14 protein-coding genes are annotated in these 19,069 nt (G+C 56.2%); 2 read left to right on the top strand and 12 right to left on the bottom strand.

Features of this window, described 5'->3' with window-relative positions:
* Positions 1 to 63: 63 nt before the first annotated feature.
* The 4 genes from QLG08_RS16000 to QLG08_RS15985 form a co-directional block, all read right to left on the bottom strand.
* Entirely contained in the window at positions 64 to 1,233 is a 1,170-nt protein-coding gene (locus tag QLG08_RS16000; RefSeq protein ID WP_013026737.1) for a bifunctional tRNA (adenosine(37)-C2)-methyltransferase TrmG/ribosomal RNA large subunit methyltransferase RlmN, read from the bottom strand.
* A gap of 183 nt (positions 1,234 to 1,416) precedes the next feature.
* The gene (gene ndk / locus QLG08_RS15995; protein ID WP_003848684.1) at positions 1,417 to 1,848 is read right to left on the bottom strand and encodes a nucleoside-diphosphate kinase; all 432 of its coding nucleotides are present in this window, start codon (positions 1,846 to 1,848) and stop codon (positions 1,417 to 1,419) included.
* Between the two features lie 176 nt (positions 1,849 to 2,024).
* Complete coding sequence (gene pbpC / locus QLG08_RS15990) at positions 2,025 to 4,352, bottom strand: peptidoglycan glycosyltransferase PbpC (protein WP_014605272.1); 2,328 nt, start codon at positions 4,350 to 4,352, stop codon at positions 2,025 to 2,027.
* Between the two features lie 12 nt (positions 4,353 to 4,364).
* Positions 4,365 to 9,263 carry an alpha-2-macroglobulin gene (locus QLG08_RS15985; protein WP_282472993.1) on the bottom strand — a complete coding sequence of 1,633 codons (4,899 nt, stop codon included), beginning with the start codon at positions 9,261 to 9,263 and terminating at the stop codon, positions 4,365 to 4,367.
* A 145-nt stretch (positions 9,264 to 9,408) separates the two neighbouring features.
* On the opposite strand from QLG08_RS15985, the gene sseA reads away from it, so the two are divergent.
* A complete protein-coding gene (sseA, locus tag QLG08_RS15980) occupies positions 9,409 to 10,251 on the top strand; it encodes a 3-mercaptopyruvate sulfurtransferase (RefSeq protein ID WP_282472992.1) in 843 nt (280 codons plus the stop codon).
* 33 nt (positions 10,252 to 10,284) lie between these two features.
* On the opposite strand, the gene sseB is transcribed toward sseA, so the two are convergent.
* The 5 genes from sseB to trmJ form a co-directional block, all read right to left on the bottom strand.
* On the bottom strand, positions 10,285 to 11,049 hold the full coding sequence (sseB, locus tag QLG08_RS15975; protein ID WP_013026741.1) for an enhanced serine sensitivity protein SseB: 765 nt from the start codon (positions 11,047 to 11,049) through the stop codon (positions 10,285 to 10,287).
* A 51-nt stretch (positions 11,050 to 11,100) separates the two neighbouring features.
* Entirely contained in the window at positions 11,101 to 12,387 is a 1,287-nt protein-coding gene (gene pepB / locus QLG08_RS15970; protein WP_013026742.1) for an aminopeptidase PepB, read from the bottom strand.
* 127 nt (positions 12,388 to 12,514) lie between these two features.
* On the bottom strand, positions 12,515 to 13,675 hold the full coding sequence (locus tag QLG08_RS15965; protein ID WP_015699735.1) for an IscS subfamily cysteine desulfurase: 1,161 nt from the start codon (positions 13,673 to 13,675) through the stop codon (positions 12,515 to 12,517).
* An 89-nt stretch (positions 13,676 to 13,764) separates the two neighbouring features.
* Complete coding sequence (gene iscR, locus QLG08_RS15960; protein WP_014594322.1) at positions 13,765 to 14,262, bottom strand: Fe-S cluster assembly transcriptional regulator IscR; 498 nt, start codon at positions 14,260 to 14,262, stop codon at positions 13,765 to 13,767.
* 136 nt (positions 14,263 to 14,398) lie between these two features.
* Complete coding sequence (gene trmJ, locus QLG08_RS15955; RefSeq protein ID WP_013026745.1) at positions 14,399 to 15,145, bottom strand: tRNA (cytosine(32)/uridine(32)-2'-O)-methyltransferase TrmJ; 747 nt, start codon at positions 15,143 to 15,145, stop codon at positions 14,399 to 14,401.
* A 122-nt stretch (positions 15,146 to 15,267) separates the two neighbouring features.
* Here trmJ and suhB point away from each other — a divergent pair, with 122 nt between their 5' ends.
* Positions 15,268 to 16,071: an inositol-1-monophosphatase gene (gene suhB, locus QLG08_RS15950; RefSeq protein ID WP_013026746.1), complete on the top strand. Its 804-nt coding sequence runs from the start codon at positions 15,268 to 15,270 to the stop codon at positions 16,069 to 16,071.
* A gap of 48 nt (positions 16,072 to 16,119) precedes the next feature.
* Here the strand turns inward: suhB and QLG08_RS15945 are convergent, their stop codons facing one another.
* The 3 genes from QLG08_RS15945 to QLG08_RS15935 form a co-directional block, all read right to left on the bottom strand.
* Complete coding sequence (locus QLG08_RS15945; RefSeq protein WP_014605268.1) at positions 16,120 to 17,133, bottom strand: YrzE family protein; 1,014 nt, start codon at positions 17,131 to 17,133, stop codon at positions 16,120 to 16,122.
* 195 nt (positions 17,134 to 17,328) lie between these two features.
* Positions 17,329 to 18,309 (bottom strand): nickel/cobalt transporter, encoded by a 981-nt coding sequence (locus QLG08_RS15940; protein ID WP_013026748.1) that lies wholly within the window; start codon positions 18,307 to 18,309, stop codon positions 17,329 to 17,331.
* Entirely contained in the window at positions 18,300 to 18,926 is a 627-nt protein-coding gene (locus QLG08_RS15935; protein WP_238493901.1) for a DUF1007 family protein, read from the bottom strand. Before QLG08_RS15935 ends, QLG08_RS15940 begins: the two co-directional genes overlap by 10 nt.
* Positions 18,927 to 19,069: the final 143 nt, after the last annotated feature.

Below are 19,069 nucleotides of genomic sequence, written 5' to 3'. Positions count from 1 at the left end.
TCGCTGTGGCTGGCAGCAGCCTGCCACGCAGAGACGGAATGGAAAACCCTGTTAGTCAGCCTTTCAGAGCGCCTTCACAGATATGGCTTCGCCCGCCATTTTCTTACGCAGGGTGCGTTTCGTACGGTCAATCACTTCCCCGGCCAACTGGCCGCAGGCGGCATCAATATCATCGCCACGGGTTTTGCGCACGATAGTGGTAAAGCCGTAATCCATTAACACCTTGGAGAAGCGGTCAATGCGGCTGTTCGAGCTGCGACCATAAGGTGCCCCGGGGAAGGGGTTCCATGGAATCAGGTTGATCTTACACGGCGTTTCTTTCAGCAATGCCGCCAGTTCATGCGCGTCATCGGTGCTGTCGTTAACATGATCCAGCAACACGTATTCGATCGTGACGCGTCCCTGGTTCGCATTGGACTTACCAATATAGCGTTTAACCGCCGCCAGGAAGGTTTCAATATTGTATTTCTTGTTAATGGGTACGATGTCGTCACGCAGTTTGTCGTTTGGCGCATGCAGCGAAATCGCCAAGGCAACGTCGATCATGTCGCCCAGCTTGTCCAGGGCAGGCACAACGCCCGAGGTCGACAGGGTGACACGGCGTTTCGACAAACCAAAACCGAAGTCATCCAGCATAATTTCCATGGCCGGAACCACATTATTCAGGTTGAGCAACGGCTCACCCATGCCCATCATCACCACGTTGGTGATAGGACGCTGACCGGTCACTTTGGCCGCACCAACGATTTTTGCGGCACGCCAGACCTGACCAATAATTTCTGACACGCGCAGATTGCGGTTAAAGCCCTGCTGCGCCGTCGAGCAGAATTTACATTCCAGCGCGCAACCCACCTGAGAGGAGACACATAAGGTGGCGCGATCCCCTTCCGGGATATACACCGTTTCAACCAGCTGATCGCCGACGCGAATAGCCCATTTAATGGTGCCATCCGTTGAGCGCATCTCTTCAGCCACTTCCGGGGCGCGAATTTCGGTGAGTTCCATTAACCGGTTACGCAGCTTCTTGTTAATGTCGGTCATCTGCTCGAAATCATCGCAGCAGTAGTGGTAAATCCACTTCATCACCTGATCGGCACGGAAGGGTTTTTCACCGAGCGAGACAAAAAACTCACGCATTTGCTGACGGTTGAGATCCAGCAGGTTGATTTTTTGGCTTTTGGGTGAGACGGAAATAGGCGAGGTGGACGCGGACGTCACAATCTGTTCGGACATAATGTTCTCTGGCCTCGTTGTTACACGTTATGGCGCTGTTGGGAAAAGAAAAAAATTGCGCCTTCACTAAGCTGGCTCAATGAAGGCGCAATATTGTACAACATCTGCTGCCTGATAACAGGCTAGAGTTGCCCGTGTTCAGCAGATTTTTGTAAAGCCCTGTACGCGTCAGTCGTTAAGCAATTAACGGGTGCGCGGGCAGATTTCGTTTTCGCCGAAGAAATAGGCAATTTCACGGGCGGCTGATTCGGCAGAATCTGAACCGTGGGTTGCGTTCTCGGTGAAGCTGTCAGCGTAGTCTGCACGCAGTGTGCCAGCCAGCGCGTTAGCAGGGTTAGTTGCACCCATCAGGTCACGGTGACGCTGAACGGCATTTTCACCTTCCAGTACAGAAACCACAACCGGACCAGACGTCATGAATTCAACCAGACCGTCGAAGAACGGCTTGCCCTGGTGCTCTGCGTAAAAACCTTCAGCCTGCTCTTTGCTCAGCTGCAGCATTTTTGCGCCAACGATTTTGAAGCCTGCGCTTTCAAAACGGTTGTAGATGGCACCGATCACGTTTTTAGCGACGGCGTTTGGCTTGATGATAGAAAAAGTACGTTCGATTGCCATGATGACCTCTGTCTTGACGTTCTGAAGAAACCGAGGGCGCGCGCCCCGGCTAAGAAACGGCGCCGATTATAGGGGTTGAGTGTGACGTTGCCTATCACCGAACCCATAATTTATTGAAAAATCTTGATCTGAGTCGGAGCTAATACTTTTCAACTCTGATTTAGCGCAAAAAACACTCACCCACGGGTAAAAACGACAGAGGCCAGCTGACCGGCCTCATCCATGACCACCAGCTGATAGTCCCCAGCCCGATCAAGAGGTAGCGACAGGGTGCCGTTCTGACTTTGCGTTTCGAGCGGCTCGCCGTTTAAAAACCACCAGCGCTGAACGCCCTGACCGCCCTGCACCGCAACCGGTATCACCAGCGTAGTATTGCCCGGCAGCGGCTGAACGCGCTGCCCGTCAATAACGCCAGTCACAATCAGCGGCGCGCTACTGCCCTGCTGCAAGGGCGGACACCGGGGATCAACCGCCGGTAAGCGCTGCGCCCGACGCTCCTGCGGCGGCAGCCAGGCTTCCAGCGGCAAAGGCCACACCAGACGTTCATGGCTGATGGCTCGCGGGCAATCCGCCGCAACCCGTAAGCCCTGTTCGTTCTGCCAGTAACGCAGGTGCAATCCACTCAGGCTTTCCTGCCCCGGTGCCAGCAAGGTCGGCGGCAGCGTGTCGTTCAGCACCCAACTCTGCCGCCGTTGTCGGCAGTTTTCGTCTCCCTCGGGCAGCGGCTGCCCGCCGGGCCAGCAGATGCCTGCCACGCTGACCGACGCCGGTCGCGGATCGGTGGGGATTGCCCGCCCGGCCAGGCGGTTCATCAGTACGTTGTTAACCTGATTCATGACGGGAACCGCAGACGCGAAACCAAACTGCCCCGCAACCGGCGTTGCATCGGGTCGTCCGACCCAAACGCCAATCAGATAACGCGGATTGATTCCCACGGCCCAGGCGTCACGGTAGCCGTAGCTGGTGCCGGTCTTCCATGCCAGCGGTACCACCGCAGGCGCGCTGCCATTACCCGCAGGCTGAGCCTCACCGCCCAGAATACGGCGGATAATCCAGGCCGCACCGGGCGAAAGCAGTGGGCGTTCCTGTAAGGGCTGGTCTGCCATCCAGCGCAGCTGACCGGCGTTGCCATGTCGGGCAAAGGCGCTATAGGCCGCCACGATATCATCCATGCGCGCTCCGGTGCCGCCGAGAATCAACGACAGGTTAGGCTCTGCACCCGGTGGGAAACGTAGATTTAGCCCCACATTGCGCAGGCGTGCGGCCACATTTTTTGGGCCCAGCGCCTCCAGCAGCTGCACGGCGGGCAGATTGAGTGATCGCACCAGCGCCTCGCTGGCGCTGACCGGGCCATGAAAACCGGTATCGAAGTTACCCGGACGGTAATCGCCAAAACGACGCGGAACATCCTGCAGTAAAGACTCGGCATGGATGAGCCCCTCGTCTAGCGCCATACCATAGACAAAGGGTTTCAGGACCGATCCCGGCGAGCGAACGCTGGCAATCATATCCACATGACCAAAACGGCTGTCGTCGCCGAAATCGGCGGAACCGACGTAGCCCCGCACCGCCATAGTGGTGTGATCCACCACCAGTATCGCCAGTGAGGTGCGCGGAGGAAGCTGGTTTTTCACATTCAGCGCCATGCTTTCCAGCTCGCGCTGCAGCGACGGATCCAGCGTAGAGACGATTTTATCGTGCGTAGTCATCGATAACAGTCGCCGCGCCAGTAACGGCGCCATCTGCGGCATCTGGCGCGGCGGGAGCCAGACCGGTTCCTGGCGGATTTCAGCGACCCGTCGGGGCGACCAGACATGATACTGCGCCAGCCGATCCAGCACCTTATTACGTGCCGCTTCAGCCCGCTCTGGCCAGCGATCGGGCCGCAAACGACTGGGTGCCTGTGGCAATACGGCCATTAGCGCCGCCTCGCCCCTTGTCATCTGTGACGGCGCTTTACCCAGCCAGCTCCAGCTTGCCGCTCCAATCCCTTCCAGCGTGCCGCCAAAGGGCGCACGATTAAGATAAAGCGTTAAGATATCGTATTTAGAGAGATGCCACTCCAGTTGCAGAGCGCGCCAAGCCTGAATCAGCTTGCCCCGCAGCGTTCGCGGCTGTGGGTCGATGATTCTGGCCACCTGCATGGTTAAAGTGCTGCCACCCGAAATGACGCTGCCATGACGCAGGTCCTGCCAGGCCGCGCGAAGCAGGGCGAGCGGATTAATCCCGGGATGGTACCAGAACCAGCGATCTTCATAGGTCAGCAACGCCTGTATGTACGTCGGCGACACGTCAGCGGGAGTGACCGGATAGCGCCAGATGCCCTGGTCGTCAGCGAAGCGCCACAGGGGTGTGCCGTCCTCGGCGACCACCACACGTGCGGGCTGAACCTCTTTAAGGGGCAAGGGGAATAACCGATCCAGAATCAGCGGGATAAGCAGTAAGGCCAGAATAAAAAGCGGCAGGGCTACCCACCGCTTTTTGATGTGCCTGTTTTTGATCACAACCCGGCCCGGCTACTGTTGTACATGCAGCTGTTGCGGCGTCGCACCAATCGCCCGCCACTCAGGTACGTACATCGATTCCACCTGCGGTGGCGGCATATGGTAGCTGCCCGGCGTCACTGCGCGCGCCAGATACATCAGGGTTGCAGGACGATACGTATCCACTGCCAGCGCGGCAACGAAGCGATCGTCACGGAACTCAATATGCCGGATGTTGGCCTGCTGCATATCCATCATGCTCTCTTTTAACGCATCCGCACTGTCACCCAGGCTGGCACTGCTGTCTGCCAGATTCTGGTTTTCCAGCTCCAGTCCGGCCGGTAACAGATCCACGACCAGCGCATCGCTGATGCGGCGTTTCGCGGCCACGGTAAGACGGACCACCAGCAATTCACCGCTGCGAAGATTATTGAGATCCGCCGGTTTACCGTCCAGGGTGAAGTACTCTCGCTTAACAGACAGCATATGGCTGACCGGATTCGGCGGCGTCAGCGGATAACCCACCACGTTCAGGCTGCCATACAGCGGTGCCGTGCCGGGATTGCTCACGTCAACGCCTTGCGCCAGCTGTTGACTATCCAGCCCTTTATTCACAGGCCCACTGCTGCTTACGGGCGGTTGATCACCCTGTAATATCGCCTGCCAATCCTTACCCTGTGCGGTTTGCAGCGTGCGCGCCGCCAGGTAAAGCGCATTGTTCTCCTGGGTAGAGAGCCAGCGCTTGCCGTTCAGCTCTTTCGACAAAGAGAGCAGCAGGCTGTTTTGCAGTTCCGGCTGCAGCTGATATTCCGCTAACAGGGCGATCATCATCCCCTCATCGCGCACCGTACTGCCGTAGTCGCCAAACCAGCTGCTTTCAGGTCGTGACAGCGTGGCGCCCTGCATCACAGCCAGCGGCGAACGCTGTCCATCCCCCATCAGCTTCAGCGCGACACCCAACTGCATCAGCGCCAGCCCCGATTTGGCCTTGTCACGCTTTTCATAAAGCGCACGCAACGCGCCCAGTGGCGCACGCTGCTGACGCGCCAGCACCAGGCCGGCATAAGCCTGAACGCTGAAACGCAATGCATCGGTGTCGGCACTGCCACTAGCGGTAATTTGTGAAGGGTCCTGTAAATAACGCAGCAGCCGTGCGTTAGCCCGATCAATCACGTCAGGGGGCAAGGCATAGCCCGCTTCGCTGGCGCGCAGTAAAAAGTCAGTAACGTAAGGTGTGAGCCAGAACTCCTCTTCACTCTGCTTACTCCACAACCCAAAGCTGCCGTCAGCACGCTGCATCCCGGCCAGACGGGCGATGCCGGTGTCAACGGCGGCCCGACGAACGTCATCACTGCTGGTTTTTATCCCCATAGCGCTGAGCTGCGCCTGACTGGTATAGAGCGACGGCCAGAGACCGCTGGTGGTCTGCTCCAGACAGCCATAGGGATAGGCATAAAGCGCACTAATGTAGCTGGCGATATTTAAAGGCGGACGATTACTCAGGGTCAGTTGTCCACTCAGGGTTTCTGCATCCAGACCCGCAAACGCCGCCGCCGTGACCTGCCAAGGGCGATCGTGGTCAATCACAGCGGCAAAATTGAGGGTTTGCGCTGGATAAGGCGGCCTGACGCCAATCTTCCACGTCTGCTGGCTGGGCCGCACCGTCTCACCGGGCAGGTTCAGTCCTGAAATCTGCACCTGCACTTCGCCGTCACCAAACCCGGTTTTCGCCGTCACGGGCACCTGCAAGGTGGTCCTTTCGCCTTTTGCCAGCGTCACATTTTGTGTGGCCGCGCCCGACAGCGCTATCAGACCTTGGGCAGTCAAATCGACCTTCAGCGTTTGCGGCAGGTCCGTCAGATTGGTGATATCCAGCGCCAGTGAAGCGCTGTCGCCGCTGGCCAGAAAACGCGGCGTGGCCAGTTCGCTGACCAGCGGGGCAGCCACCACCAGCTTACGTTCGGCAGCGCCAAAGCTGTCATCGCTCCAGACCTGCGTCATTAAGCGCAACTCGCCGTTAAAGGCCGGAATGGGCAGCGTAATGGCGCCCTTGCCGTTTTTATCCAGCGTAACGGCCTGAAGTTGCTGCGCCACGATATTGACGTGGGTGACCGGTTTTTTACCGCCGCGCGTCATGGATTCGTCTTCACCGTCTCCGCCAAAGCGCAGAGCAGCCAGCCGTCCACCGCCTTCAATCAGTTGACCAAACACATCGTACTGATCGACGTTATAACGCTTGCGACCGAAAAAAGCCGTCCAGGGATCGGGCGTTTTATAATCCGTCACGCTTAACACACCGCTGTCTACCGCTGACAGCAGGACGTGCACCTTGTCAGGCAGCGGGCCGCCTTCACGGCTGGCCTGAACGTTCACCGTCAGGTTCTGCTCAGGACGGACCTTATCGGGTGCGTCCAGCGTCAGCGTTAAACGTCGCGCCTCGGTCGCCATCGGCAGATGTAACAGTCCGACCGCCCGTTTCGGCGTGGCACCACTGGTTTTGTCCCCTTCCCGCACCACAATGGCACTGAAATAGAGATCGTGGCGCTGCCAGTTGGCCGCGATCGGCACGTCCACCTGGGTTCCACCCTGCGGCACCGTTAAGGGTTGCCACCAGAGCGTCCCGCTGCTGGATTCCACCATCAGATAACCTTTCCCGGCCGTGGGCGATTCGACCTGCAAATGGACGGTTTCACCCGGCTGATACGCGGCTTTATCCAGCTTTAGTTTGACCTGGTCCGGACGCAGCGCGCCTGTACCATTGGTATTATCCTGCCAGTCATAGCCCGCCTGAAAACGCACGCTGCTGATGATTTTTTCACCCGACTGGACCTCTAGCCGGTAGCTGCCCCACTCGACCGGGAAGCTGACCTTGGTGCTGCCGTCAGCGGGAATGCTGACAGATTGCTCATCTTCCTGCAGGTCTTTGGCATCGTAACGTGACTGCCAGCCTTCACTGTCCGAGAAGCTCCAGTAGTAGTCACGCCGTTCACGAATTAAGCGTACGTCAAGCTTATCTGCCGCCAGCTTAGCGCCCTGACTGTTGGCATAAACAATATCGAATTCTGCCAGGCTGTTTTCCGGCACGGTCGGCTCATCGTGATAGCTGTCACTGCGGTAATCGTAGATCGCCTTATTGCCAAACAGCGGACGGATACCGGGCAACGCGTCCGCCGGCCAGATGGCCTGAGTAGCACGTCGGGTGACCGGACGACCGCCGGTTTCCAGCAGGCTGGCCTGCAGTATCAGGTTCAGCGGTGAGTGAAGCTGATCCCACTGATTATCCACGGTCAGTTGCGCCTTGCCGTTGGCGTCAAGCTTAAGATCGACATCGTCCAGACTGCGCTTCAGGCCCTGTTCGGTGATGTCACCAAACTGGTAGCCCGGCAGCGCAGCAACCGCCTCACGGGCCGGACGCAGATAGAGCTGTCCCTGCAGCTGATTCCCTGCCGCAGGCGCGCCATACAGATAGCGCCCCTCAATGTCGAACGTAATATCGGCATCCGCAGGCTGGGGTTGTTCATCGTTTTTCAGCGTTAATGCCATGCGCTCAGGCAGAAAATCCTCAACGCGGAAATGCCACTGCCGCAGCTGGTTATCACCGGTATTCAGCCGCAGCATCCAGCCGCCGGTCATCGCCGAAGCCGGTAAAGCAAACCGCTGCTGATAGAAACCGTCCTGCGGCTGCCAGACCACCGTGCGCACTACCTCGCCGTCGGGCTGTACCAGCTCAGCCTTAACCGGTTGGGCAGGTAAAGGCTTGCCGTCCGCATCGCGCAGCAGCGCATTGACGATCACTGTTTCGCCAGGCCGATAAATATCTCGTGGGCCGAAGACGAAGAGCTGTTTGTCATAGCCTTCGGGCCCCGCTACGGGGAATTCGGCTAAATCCAGAGCAGGGCGCGCCAGGTCGATCAGCGAAGTTTGTTCGCCCTTCATGGCCAGCAGGAACTTGCCTTTTTCGTCTGCATTAAGGCGCAAATGACCGCTGCTGTCGCTGGTGCCGTTTTGCAGCACCAGGCCTTTATCATTCAACAGCCTGATACTGACGCCGGAAAGCGGTGCGCCGTTTTCCAGACTCTGTGCGAAGAGTTCAAACTGGGTGGGAAAGCGGTGCAGCGACAGGCCGATATCGCTCAGGGTAAACAGCGTCGCAGGCATGCTGTAGTGATAAGTGCCCGCCTGCTTCATGACCGCCAGATAAACCCCTGGCTGCTGAAGCGGCTTAATGTCTTTCAGCGGCAACTGCAGTTTTTCCCGCGTGTTACGGGCCGGGTTGAGTTCAAAGCGGCCGGTATACACCAGTTGGCTGGTTTTCAGCAGTTCCTGAGATTGCCAGGTAGAGAGGTTGTTACCGTAATTCCACTGGGAAAGGAATTCCGCCAGGCCCGCATTTTTGATTCGGAAAAAATCCACATCCACCTGGTCTACGTTCAACGCCAGTACCGGCAGCCCCTGCGCGATACGCAACGGCAACAGGGAGCCTCGGCTGGCAAAGCCCACCATCGGCTCAATGTCGCGGGTAGTGATTTTTTTGCTGTAGGCCGTTGTCAGCGTCTCACCGCTGGCGGCGCGCAAGCCCGAATCGACGGTCACGGTGAACTGACGAGAGGGTTCAGGATGGCGAAAACGCAGGGCTTTACGATTGCTGGAAAGCTCCCAACCACCATCGACTTTGCCGTGTTTATCGTCGATCAACCTGACCTTTTGCGCCAGATCCTGCTTGTCATCCAGCGGCTGATTAAAGGTTAAAACCAGCGCCGCCGCGCCATCAAGCTGTAATTCAGAGAGATCGATAATGGTGAGTGGTTTGCTGGCCTGCGCGCTGGCTGCAGGGGTTTCTGCACTGACAGGAAAAACAGGTAAGGTGGCGACAGACAGCAGCGAACCACCGATCAGCATGCTGAACAGCAGCCGGTTAATGCGTTTTTTCATGGTAAATCCTTCACCGGGCCCCAGGGGAATTGTTATATAACGCTGGGCAATTTCACATCAACGCTCGCATTTAATCAACGCTTCTCTTGAGATGGTGTGCACATTACCCGACACTGGCATGACAGATTGCTGAGATGAGGTTGTTATGACGACGCCACTGTTTGTGTCCGCCGACTGGTTACAAGAACACTACAACGATGAAACGCTGCAGGTACTGGACGCACGTATGCTGCCGCCAGGCATGGATGCGGTTCGCAATATCCAGGCTGAATACCTGGCGGGTCATTTGCCCCAGGCACCTTTCTTTAATATTGAAGCACTTTCCGATCACACCAGCCCCTATCCGCATATGCTCCCGCGCGCTGAAAGCTTTGCCGTGGCCATGCGCGAGCTTGGCGTCAACAGTGATAAACATCTGATTGTTTATGATGAGGGCAACCTGTTTTCTGCCCCGCGCGCCTGGTGGATGCTGCGCGCTTTCGGCGTCGCCTGGGTTTCCATTCTGGCTGGCGGTTTGCAGGGCTGGAAAGCCGCAGGCTTTGCGCTGGCGGAGGGGGAAGTGAGCCTGCCTGAGGGCGAATTCGAGGCTGAGTTCGATGACGGGTTGGTGAAACGCCTGACTGACGTGCTGTTGATTAGCCATGAAGGTGGCGCACAGATTGTGGATGCCCGTGCGGCTAACCGCTTCAATGCCGAGGTAGATGAACCGCGTCCTGGTTTACATCGCGGGCACATTCCCAACAGTCTGAATCTGCCGTGGAACCTGTTGGTTGAACAGGGACAACTGAAGCCAGAGTCCGAACTGCGCGCCCTGTTTGCCCAGGCGGGCGTGGACCTGACGCAACCCGTTGTCGCCACCTGTGGCTCAGGCGTTACGGCGGTCGTGTTGATTCTGGCGCTGACGTCGCTGGGCGTTCGGGAGGCTACGCTCTATGACGGTTCCTGGGGCGAATGGGGAAGCCGGGACGATTTGCCGATTGCGAAATAAGAAGACGCGCGGCCGGTGAGGCCGCGCGCGTTGTCAGATAATACGCTGACCGCCTTTGAACTCGCGCAGGAAACTCCCCCAGCGACGTTCATAAAAGGGCGTGATGTGGGCGGTAAAGAAGTGGCTGATGCCGCGATCGTCTGCCGTGACCTCGCAGATATCAATGGGTGCGTCATCCAGTAACGTGTCGCTGGCGACGCTGCCAGCGGCCTGAATAATGGCCTCAATATCGCTGTCCGCTTCAATCCCAATCAGCAGGTTAGGTTCCTCATCCGCGCGTTCACGAATGCTGGCAACAAAGGCGCGTTTCACCTGCTTATATTTGCTGAGCAGCTGGGTCAGAGAGTCAATCATCTGGGCAGGCGGTTCTGCCACTTCCGACAGCAGCAGTGACTGCCCACCTTCCAGCACGCTTTGCTGAGTGAGTGCACTGCCCTCTTCGCCCAGCAGATGGCTGATTTCCGCTGCGGAGAACTCTTTTCCCGTCGGCAGTTTTGGGTTCAAAAACAGGGTTTCGCCACGCGTCATGTCAAACAGGGTGCGCACGGGTAAACGTAAATACGCCTGTTCGCTCTCAACGGCTTCGCTCATCGCCTGTTCGGAGGTAAAAAACGGTATGACGCTGCTGCCATCCTCTTTTTCCCAGTGCTGGAGATCCACCGGCGTACTGGCATCCAGTTGCTGGCTGGTGCTTTCGCCGGGCACCCAGACGTCAGCTTCCAGCAACAGCTGGAAAAATTCAGGCCGGTGCGCAGGCTCGGTCGCGGCCAGCTTCAGCACCTCTTCAAGACGGTTCATAGTTTACTTCTACCTTGAGAAAGCGGTGACCAGGTCACCGCTGGATTGCGCTTATTTCAGTAACAGGTTGGCAAGGGTACGGACACCCAGACCGGTTGCACCGGCAGCCCACTGATCGACCGCGCTTTTGCGATAGGTCGCTGAGCAGTCAATATGTAACCAGCCCTGCTGATAGTGGCTGACGAAGTACGACAGGAACGCGGCAGCGCTGCTGGCACCTGCCGAATGCGCCGGACTGGCAATGTTGTTCAGATCGGCAAAGTTCGATGGCAGATGGTTGCGATGGAATTCCGCCAGCGGCAAACGCCAGAAAGGTTCGTTTTCGCTGACTGCGCTGCCCATCACTGACTGCGCCAGGCCATCGTCAAAGGTAAACAGCGCGTGATAATCATTGCCGACCGCCGTCTTCGCGGCCCCGGTCAGGGTTGCCGCATCGATCAGAAGCGTCGGGTTCTGCTCGCTGGCATCAATCAGGCCATCAGCCAGTACCAGGCGGCCTTCAGCGTCGGTGTTCATCACCTCTACCGACTTGCCGTTACGGTAGCGAATGATGTCGCCCAGTTTGAAGGCATTGCTGCTGACCATGTTATCCGCGCAGCAGAGGTAAAGTTTAACCCGCTTATTCAGCCCGCGCGCGATCGCCAGCGCCAGCGCACCGGTGACGGTGGCCGCACCGCCCATGTCCGACTTCATTGAGTCCATGCCAGCGCTCGGTTTCAGGCTGTAGCCGCCGGTATCAAAGGTAATGCCTTTGCCCACCAGACAGGCGTAAACAGGCGCCTCGCTGTCTCCGGTTGGGTTGAAATCCAGCGCCAGAAAGACCGGCGGGCGGTTAGAGCCGCGACCCACGGTGTGCAGGCCCATGTAGCCTTGTTCGCGTAAGTCGTCGCCTTTGGTGATGCGATAGCTGACGGCCTCACCACCCAGCTCACTGAGTAAGTCAATGGCGCTGTGCGCCAGCGTTTCCGGGCCCAGATCGTCGGCTGGTAAATTAATGGTGTCGCGCACCCAGCCAACAATTTTGCGGCGGCGATCGAACTCCGCCTGCTCGTGTTCACCCAGTTGCGGCCAGTCCACCTGGTTTTTGCCCTTAGGCCCGCGATAACCCTGCCAGAATGCCCAGCACTGCTCAAGGTGCCAGCCTTCGCCAGCCAGTGAAACATGACGAATGCCCTGGCCATCCAGTTTACGGGCGGCCCGTTGAATGGTCATCAAGGCATCCGCTTCACGCAGGTGCAGGGTCATGCCGTTATCATTGCTGCTTAACAGCGCTTTTTCGCCCCAGCGCGCATCGGCGGGCTGGCTGCTGAGCGTAATATTCATCGGTTGTGTATTCATTGTAGGGCTCCGTATTCGTTATTCGTTTCATCCAGCCTGTTTTAAGACGGCTTTTTCATTCAGATGTTACGCTGCACGCCGCAGATGTTGTCGGCGCACAGTTTGTCAGCCTCGGCTGGCAAATGCATCATGACTTCATGAGTTCACGCAGGCGCGTAACGGACTTCTGCACCAGCGCGATGGCATAATCGATCTCGTCTTCCGTGGTAAAACGGCCCAGCGAGAAGCGAAGCGAGCTGTGTGCCAGCTCTTCGTTCAGGCCAAGCGCACGCAGGACATAGGAGGGTTCAAGACTGGCAGAAGTACAGGCCGATCCAGACGACAGCGCAAGATCTTTTAACGCCATGATCAATGACTCACCTTCAACGTCAGTGAAACTTACGTTGAGAATGTTGGGACAGCTGTGCTGCAAATCGCCATTTACGCTGACGCCGCCGGTCTGGCGCAGCCCCTGCCACAGCCGATCCCGAAGGGCAGACAAGCGGGCCATCTCTTCTTCGCGGACTTCACGGGCAATGCGATAGGCTTCACCCATCCCCACGATCTGGTGCACAGGTAAGGTGCCCGAGCGCATATTGCGTTCATGGCCGCCACCATGGATTTGTGCATCGATCTGAACGCGCGGCTTACGGCGCACATACAGCGCGCCGATCCCTTTGGGGCCATACACTTTATGGGCGGAAAAGGACATCAGATCGACAGGGAGTTCACTAAGATCGACAGCGAGCTTACCTACGCTCTGTGTGGCATCAACATGGAACAGGATGCCACGTTCGCGGCAGAGCGCGCCCATCGCGGCGATATCCTGAATCACGCCAATTTCATTGTTCACGTGCATGATCGACACCAGAACGGTGTCATCGCGCAGTGCAGCACGCAAATCCTCAATCGCGATCAGACCATTGGCGGCGGGCGTCAGCCAGGTAATGTCGAAGCCTTCACGTTCAAGTTGCAGGCAGGTATCAATCACCGCTTTATGTTCGGTTACGCTGGTAACGATGTGCTTGCCGCGCGCCTGATTAAACTGGGCTGCGCCTTTAATGGCGAGGTTGTCGGATTCGGTGGCACCGGAGGTAAACACGATTTCACGCGGGTCAGCATTCACCAGCTCTGCCACCTGATTACGCGCAACGTCTACCGCTTCTTCGGCCTGCCAGCCAAAACGGTGTGAACGAGAGGCCGGGTTACCAAACGTGCCATCCAGCGTCAGGAATTGCATCATTTTGCTGGCCACACGCGGATCGGCCGGCGTGGTAGCGGCGTAATCCAGGTAAATCGGTAATTTCATTGCGCTACAGCTCCGTATAGAAAATCATACGTATTTATAGCAGATTCAGCCCCTACCGCGTTAGCAGTAAGGGCCGGAGAAGAGGAGGATTACGAGGCGCGAAGGTTCACGTTGATTTCCTGAGAACGGGAGTTCTGGAAACGGCGGTTGTCATTGGCGTTCTGACGGTCGGCCACATCCAGGATTTCCTGATTATTCACCAGCTCAGCCAGCGTAATGTTGTTCAGGAACTCACTAATGCGCACACTCAGATCGCGCCACAGGACGTGAGTCAGGCAGCGTTCGCCGCCCTGGCAGCCTTCTTTGCCCTGACACTTGGTGGCGTCTACGGACTCATCTACCGCCGTGATCACTTCTCCCACCGCAATCGCATTGGCTTCTTTACCTAGCAGATAACCGCCGCCCGGCCCGCGGACGCTTGCTACCAGGCCATGCTTGCGTAAACGCGAGAATAACTGCTCCAGATAGGAGAGCGAAATGCCCTGGCGTTCAGAGATATCTGCCAGTGGAACCGGGCCCTGGTGAGAGTGAAGGGCAACGTCCAGCATGGCGGTAACAGCATAACGTCCTTTGGATGTCAGTCTCATAGCATACAACCTCAATAGCGTCCGGTTATCGGAGGATTAGCGAAGATGGCAGCAAGTCTGACATTCCTGAGTAATTTGGTCAACTATTTAACCAAGTAAATTACTCAAGTATTTAACCTGGTAATTTACTCAACTATTATTCGCCGTCCGTTCTGGTTCCTTTTCGCTTCTCGAAAGACGAGAGCATACCGCGCAAAATATTGAGCTCATCGCGTTCAGGACGGGCGCGCGTATACAGACGACGCAGTTTGCTCATGACCTGGCCCGGGTTGGCTTCACGGATAAACCCGCTTTCCAGCATCATGTTTTCCATGTGCTGATAGAAGCGTTCCAGATCGTCCACCAGCGGATAAGGGGAAGCGTCGTACTGCGGTTTTGGGGTTTGGTTCTCTTGCGCCTGAAGCCAGGCCATACGCACTTCATAAGCAATGATCTGCACGGCCATCGCGAGATTCAGCGAGCTGTATTCCGGATTCGCCTGAATGGCCACGTGGTAGTGACACTTTTGCAATTCGTCGTTTGTCAGTCCGACGCGTTCACGGCCAAACACCAGCGCGACAGGCGCCTGCTGCCCTTCTTCAATACTTTTCACGCCGCATTCCCGGGCGTCCAGCATCGGCCACGGCAGAGATCGCGAGCGGGCGCTGGTGCCGACCACCAGGCTGCACCCGGCAATGGCTTCATCCAGGGAGTCTACAATCTTTGCCTCACCGATAACATCACTGGCACCCGCTGCCAGAGAGATAGCCTGAGAGTCTGGCTTCACCAGCGGATTCACCAGATAGAGGTTAGTTAACCCCATGGTTTTCATGGCGCGCGCTACGGAGCCCATGTTGCCGGTATGAGAAGTTTCCACCAGCACGATACGAATATTTTGCAGCATAAGAGTTGGGATCGGTCAGAAAATGATGACGCGTACTCTAACATAAAGCAGGACATTTACCGAACACCCTGCTATACTCCGCGCCGTTTTCCCCGTTCTTTAACATCCAGCGAGAGATACCGATGCATCCAATGCTCAACATTGCCGTGCGCGCAGCGCGCAAGGCCGGAAATTTAATTGCCAAGAATTATGAAACCCCGGACGCTGTCGAGGCCAGCCAGAAAGGCAGCAACGACTTCGTAACGAATGTTGACCGCGACGCAGAACGCCTGATTATCGAAGTCATTCGTAAATCTTACCCAAAACATACCATCATCACTGAAGAAAGCGGTGAGCTTGAGGGCGAAGATCAGGATATTCAATGGGTAATCGATCCGCTGGATGGCACCACCAACTTTATTAAACGCCTGCCCCACTTCTCTGTTTCTATTGCCGTTCGTATTAAAGGCCGTACAGAAGTGGCTGTCGTTTACGATCCTATGCGTAATGAACTGTTCAGCGCCGTACGCGGACAGGGCACGCAGCTGAATGGTTACCGCCTGCGCGGCAGTATCGCTCGCGATCTGGATGGCACCATTCTTGCCACCGGTTTCCCCTTCAAGCTCAAACAGCACGCCCCAGCTTATATGAACATCATGACCAAGCTGTTTACGCAGTGTGCCGATTTCCGTCGCACCGGCTCCGCTGCGCTGGATCTGGCGTACGTCGCCGCAGGCCGCGTTGATGGCTACTTTGAAATTGGTTTGAAACCGTGGGATTTCGCGGCGGGTGAACTGCTGGTGCGCGAAGCGGGCGGACTGGTCACTGACTTCACCGGCAACCACGGCTACCTGCATTCAGGCAACATCGTTGCCGGTAACCCTCGCGTGGTGAAATCGCTGTTATCGGCGATGCGCGAAGAGCTGAGCGAAGCGCTGAAGCGCTAAAAGAAAAGGCGGCACGATAACGTGCCGCCCTTTCTTATTGCCTTGGGATTAACGACGTTCGTGCGTTAACACCTGACGTGGCTGAGTACGACGTCCTACCATTCCCATCACGCCTGCCAGTACCGCTTCAATAATCAGGATAAAGAAAGCATACCAGCTGGCTTTCGCGGTTGCTTTCGCCGCCTGCTCGCCGGCTTCACGCGCTTTCTGCTCTGCCTGTTTTTTCAGTTCCTGATATTTCTGCATAGCCTGTTGATAGCTTTGTTCTGCCTGATTGACGATCTGTTCAGCTTCCTGATCGCTTTTTCCGGTCCGCGCTTTAATAATATTTTTTAAAGCATCACGATCGGCGGCCTGTAAAGTATCTGAATGACGAGCAATAACGCCTTTAAACCAGTTTGCTAAATCTGTGTCTGCCGTTTGTGGATGATTAGCCGTGTTATTTGCCTGATTTTCGGCATTCTGCGCTTCATTATTCGCATCCTGCTTCAGATTTTCCGGTTGTAATTCAGGCTTACCCGTTTGACGCAGCGTCGTTTCCAGTTCTTGCTGCATATTGTCTAAATTAATATTATTTTGCTGCAGTTTTTCTTTAGCCATTTGGGTAACCGATGGCGCAGCGGCTGAAATACCACTTCCTACTGCCTGGAAACCCGTACCAAGAATATTCATGGCGCCGCCTAATACGCTACTGGCAAGGCTCACGGCCAGGTAAATAGTTAAGACGGTACTAATACCAAACATCAGCAAGCCGTGCAGTGCGCCTTCACGCTGCGCCAGGCGACCGGCGACGTAGCTACCGGCGGCAATAGCGATCAGCATTTCAATGGCCGTCCAGACCAGGGCACCCGTTCCCAGATGTTTAAATGGATTATCTTCCTGCAAAGGGTCAATGGTGGTAGCACCAATTGCCGTACCCAGCAAGGTTAATAATATGTGAATAATCAAAGCACAAATTACACCGGCAAAAACGGCACTCCAGGAAATGCGTTTAAGGGGTAAGCCTGCCGCTCCGGTGACGAGCGGATCGTTGTAGCCATTATTAATACGGGTATCAGCCATGAGATATTTCCCTCGCAACACATAGCAGGTGAGTGTCGTTTTTTTCATTCCCAGACAGGGGTTCGCAATAACTATAAACAGCGTAGTCAGTGAAAACTATTTTCACCACTCAACGTGCAAGAGAAAATAAAAATAGTTGCGATGCGAAAATGCGAGGATCCCGGCAGCGGGGAATATCTTCCGCCGCCGCAGAAATTAAAAGGGTCGGATACCGCCGGTAAAACCAGGCTGAGCAGACTGCCAGAGCGCACAGCCCACAACAATCAACGTCAGGCTGCCCACTAACGCCAGCACAGGCAACAGGCTGCGCGCACCTTTACCCACCTGGCTGTCCGCGCCAAGACGCTGCGCCAGCGCGCGGGAACGCTGCACCAGTAAGCCAATGGCAGAAATGGTCAGGGCGGTCCCCACCGCCATAACGGCGGCAGAAAGGACGCCCCACAGATACACGCCAATCACTTTAGAAAACAGCAGCATCATGATCGCGCCTGAACAGGGACGCAGCCCCATGGAGATCACCACCAACAGCTGCGTTTTGCCATTAACGGCGCCCGCCATTTGCTGTGCGCTGGGCAAATGCGCATGGCCACAGCCACAGTGTTCATCATGCTGATGATGAGGGCGCAGCGCATGAATCCTCATTGTCGGCTGAGGACGCAACAGCAGCCAAAGCGCCTTTATCGCCCGGTAGCCTATCCAGATACCTAAGGCAATAACCAACACATAACTGCTCTTCTCCAGCCAGAAACTGCTGAGGTGCAGCTGCCGCGATGAGGTTTTCAGCACCACCAGCATCAGCGTGACCAGGATGATAGCCACTGAGCCCTGTAGCAACGAGGCCAGTAGCGTGAGTTTCATGCTGGTTTTCAGTTTTGCCGGATGCGTTGCCAGAAAGGTCGTGATCACGACTTTACCGTGACCTGGCCCTAAGGCATGCAGGACACCATAGATCAGGCTGAATGCCAGTAACGACAGTCCGGCATGATGAGGCTGCTCGGCAACCTGCTGCAGGAGCTGAGTCATCTGGCGATGCAGCACTTTTTGCCAGAGCACGCTTTGCAGAAGTATCTGGGGCCAGTGCAGCCAGATGGCCGCGCCCAGAGTAACCAACCCTGCCGTAAACAGTGCCAGCGGCCACAGCCGTTTTTTGGCTTGGGTCGTGAGCGTCAGTGACATGTCAGTATCACCGTTTGTGCAAACTGCCTTCCCAGATCCATATCCTCAGGCGGCGCATCTGCCTTGTCGAGCGAGAGCGCATACTGTTTCAAAGAGTCATCCGGTTTGGGCGTATGTAAGGTGAATGCACAGCGTGACTGTAAAGCTTGCGGTACAGTTAACGCCTCAGGTTTGTCGTAGAACATATCCACGAAGTAGGTCGGATCGAAGGTTAAAATCTCAAAGCGTTCATTTTTGAGTAAAGGCGGCTCGGCCAGCGGCAGAACAAATTCCAGTACCGCCTTGTTGCCGCTGCGCGACAGATTGTATTCCGTTGGTAAATTCAAGAACTTCACCCGCTGCTTGTTATGCCAGATTTCGGAAAAGTAATGTTGCCCGAGCACGTTCGCCATCACACCCGCCGCCAGTTTCTTCCATACCACCGTTCCCGGTTTGGCATCGCTCGCGTCATACAGCAGGTCGGCGGAGGTAATCTCATCCATGGTCCACGTCATTTTCAGGCCGGTAAAACGATCGTCCTTCGTGACCAGCTCGGTTTTCATATCGATAAAGCTGTGTGGATGTGCCAGCGCTGACGAACTGACCAGGGTAAATAGTGCAAAAAAAATGCGTCTCATAATGTTATAAAGTAACGTTCCTGATGAAAAGGTTTCTTAAGTAACAAAATTTTGTGACCCGCCTTAAACCTCTGAACAAAAAAACGGGTAAACCGTTCAAGGGTTCAGGAGGTTGACTATTCTTAGCTAAAAATAGCCTGCTG

The sequence above is a fragment of the Pantoea sp. V106_11 genome (assembly GCF_029967885.1).
GTDB classification, from domain to species: Bacteria; Pseudomonadota; Gammaproteobacteria; order Enterobacterales; family Enterobacteriaceae; genus Pantoea; species Pantoea ananatis.
This window is presented reverse-complemented; position numbering and strand designations above follow the sequence as displayed.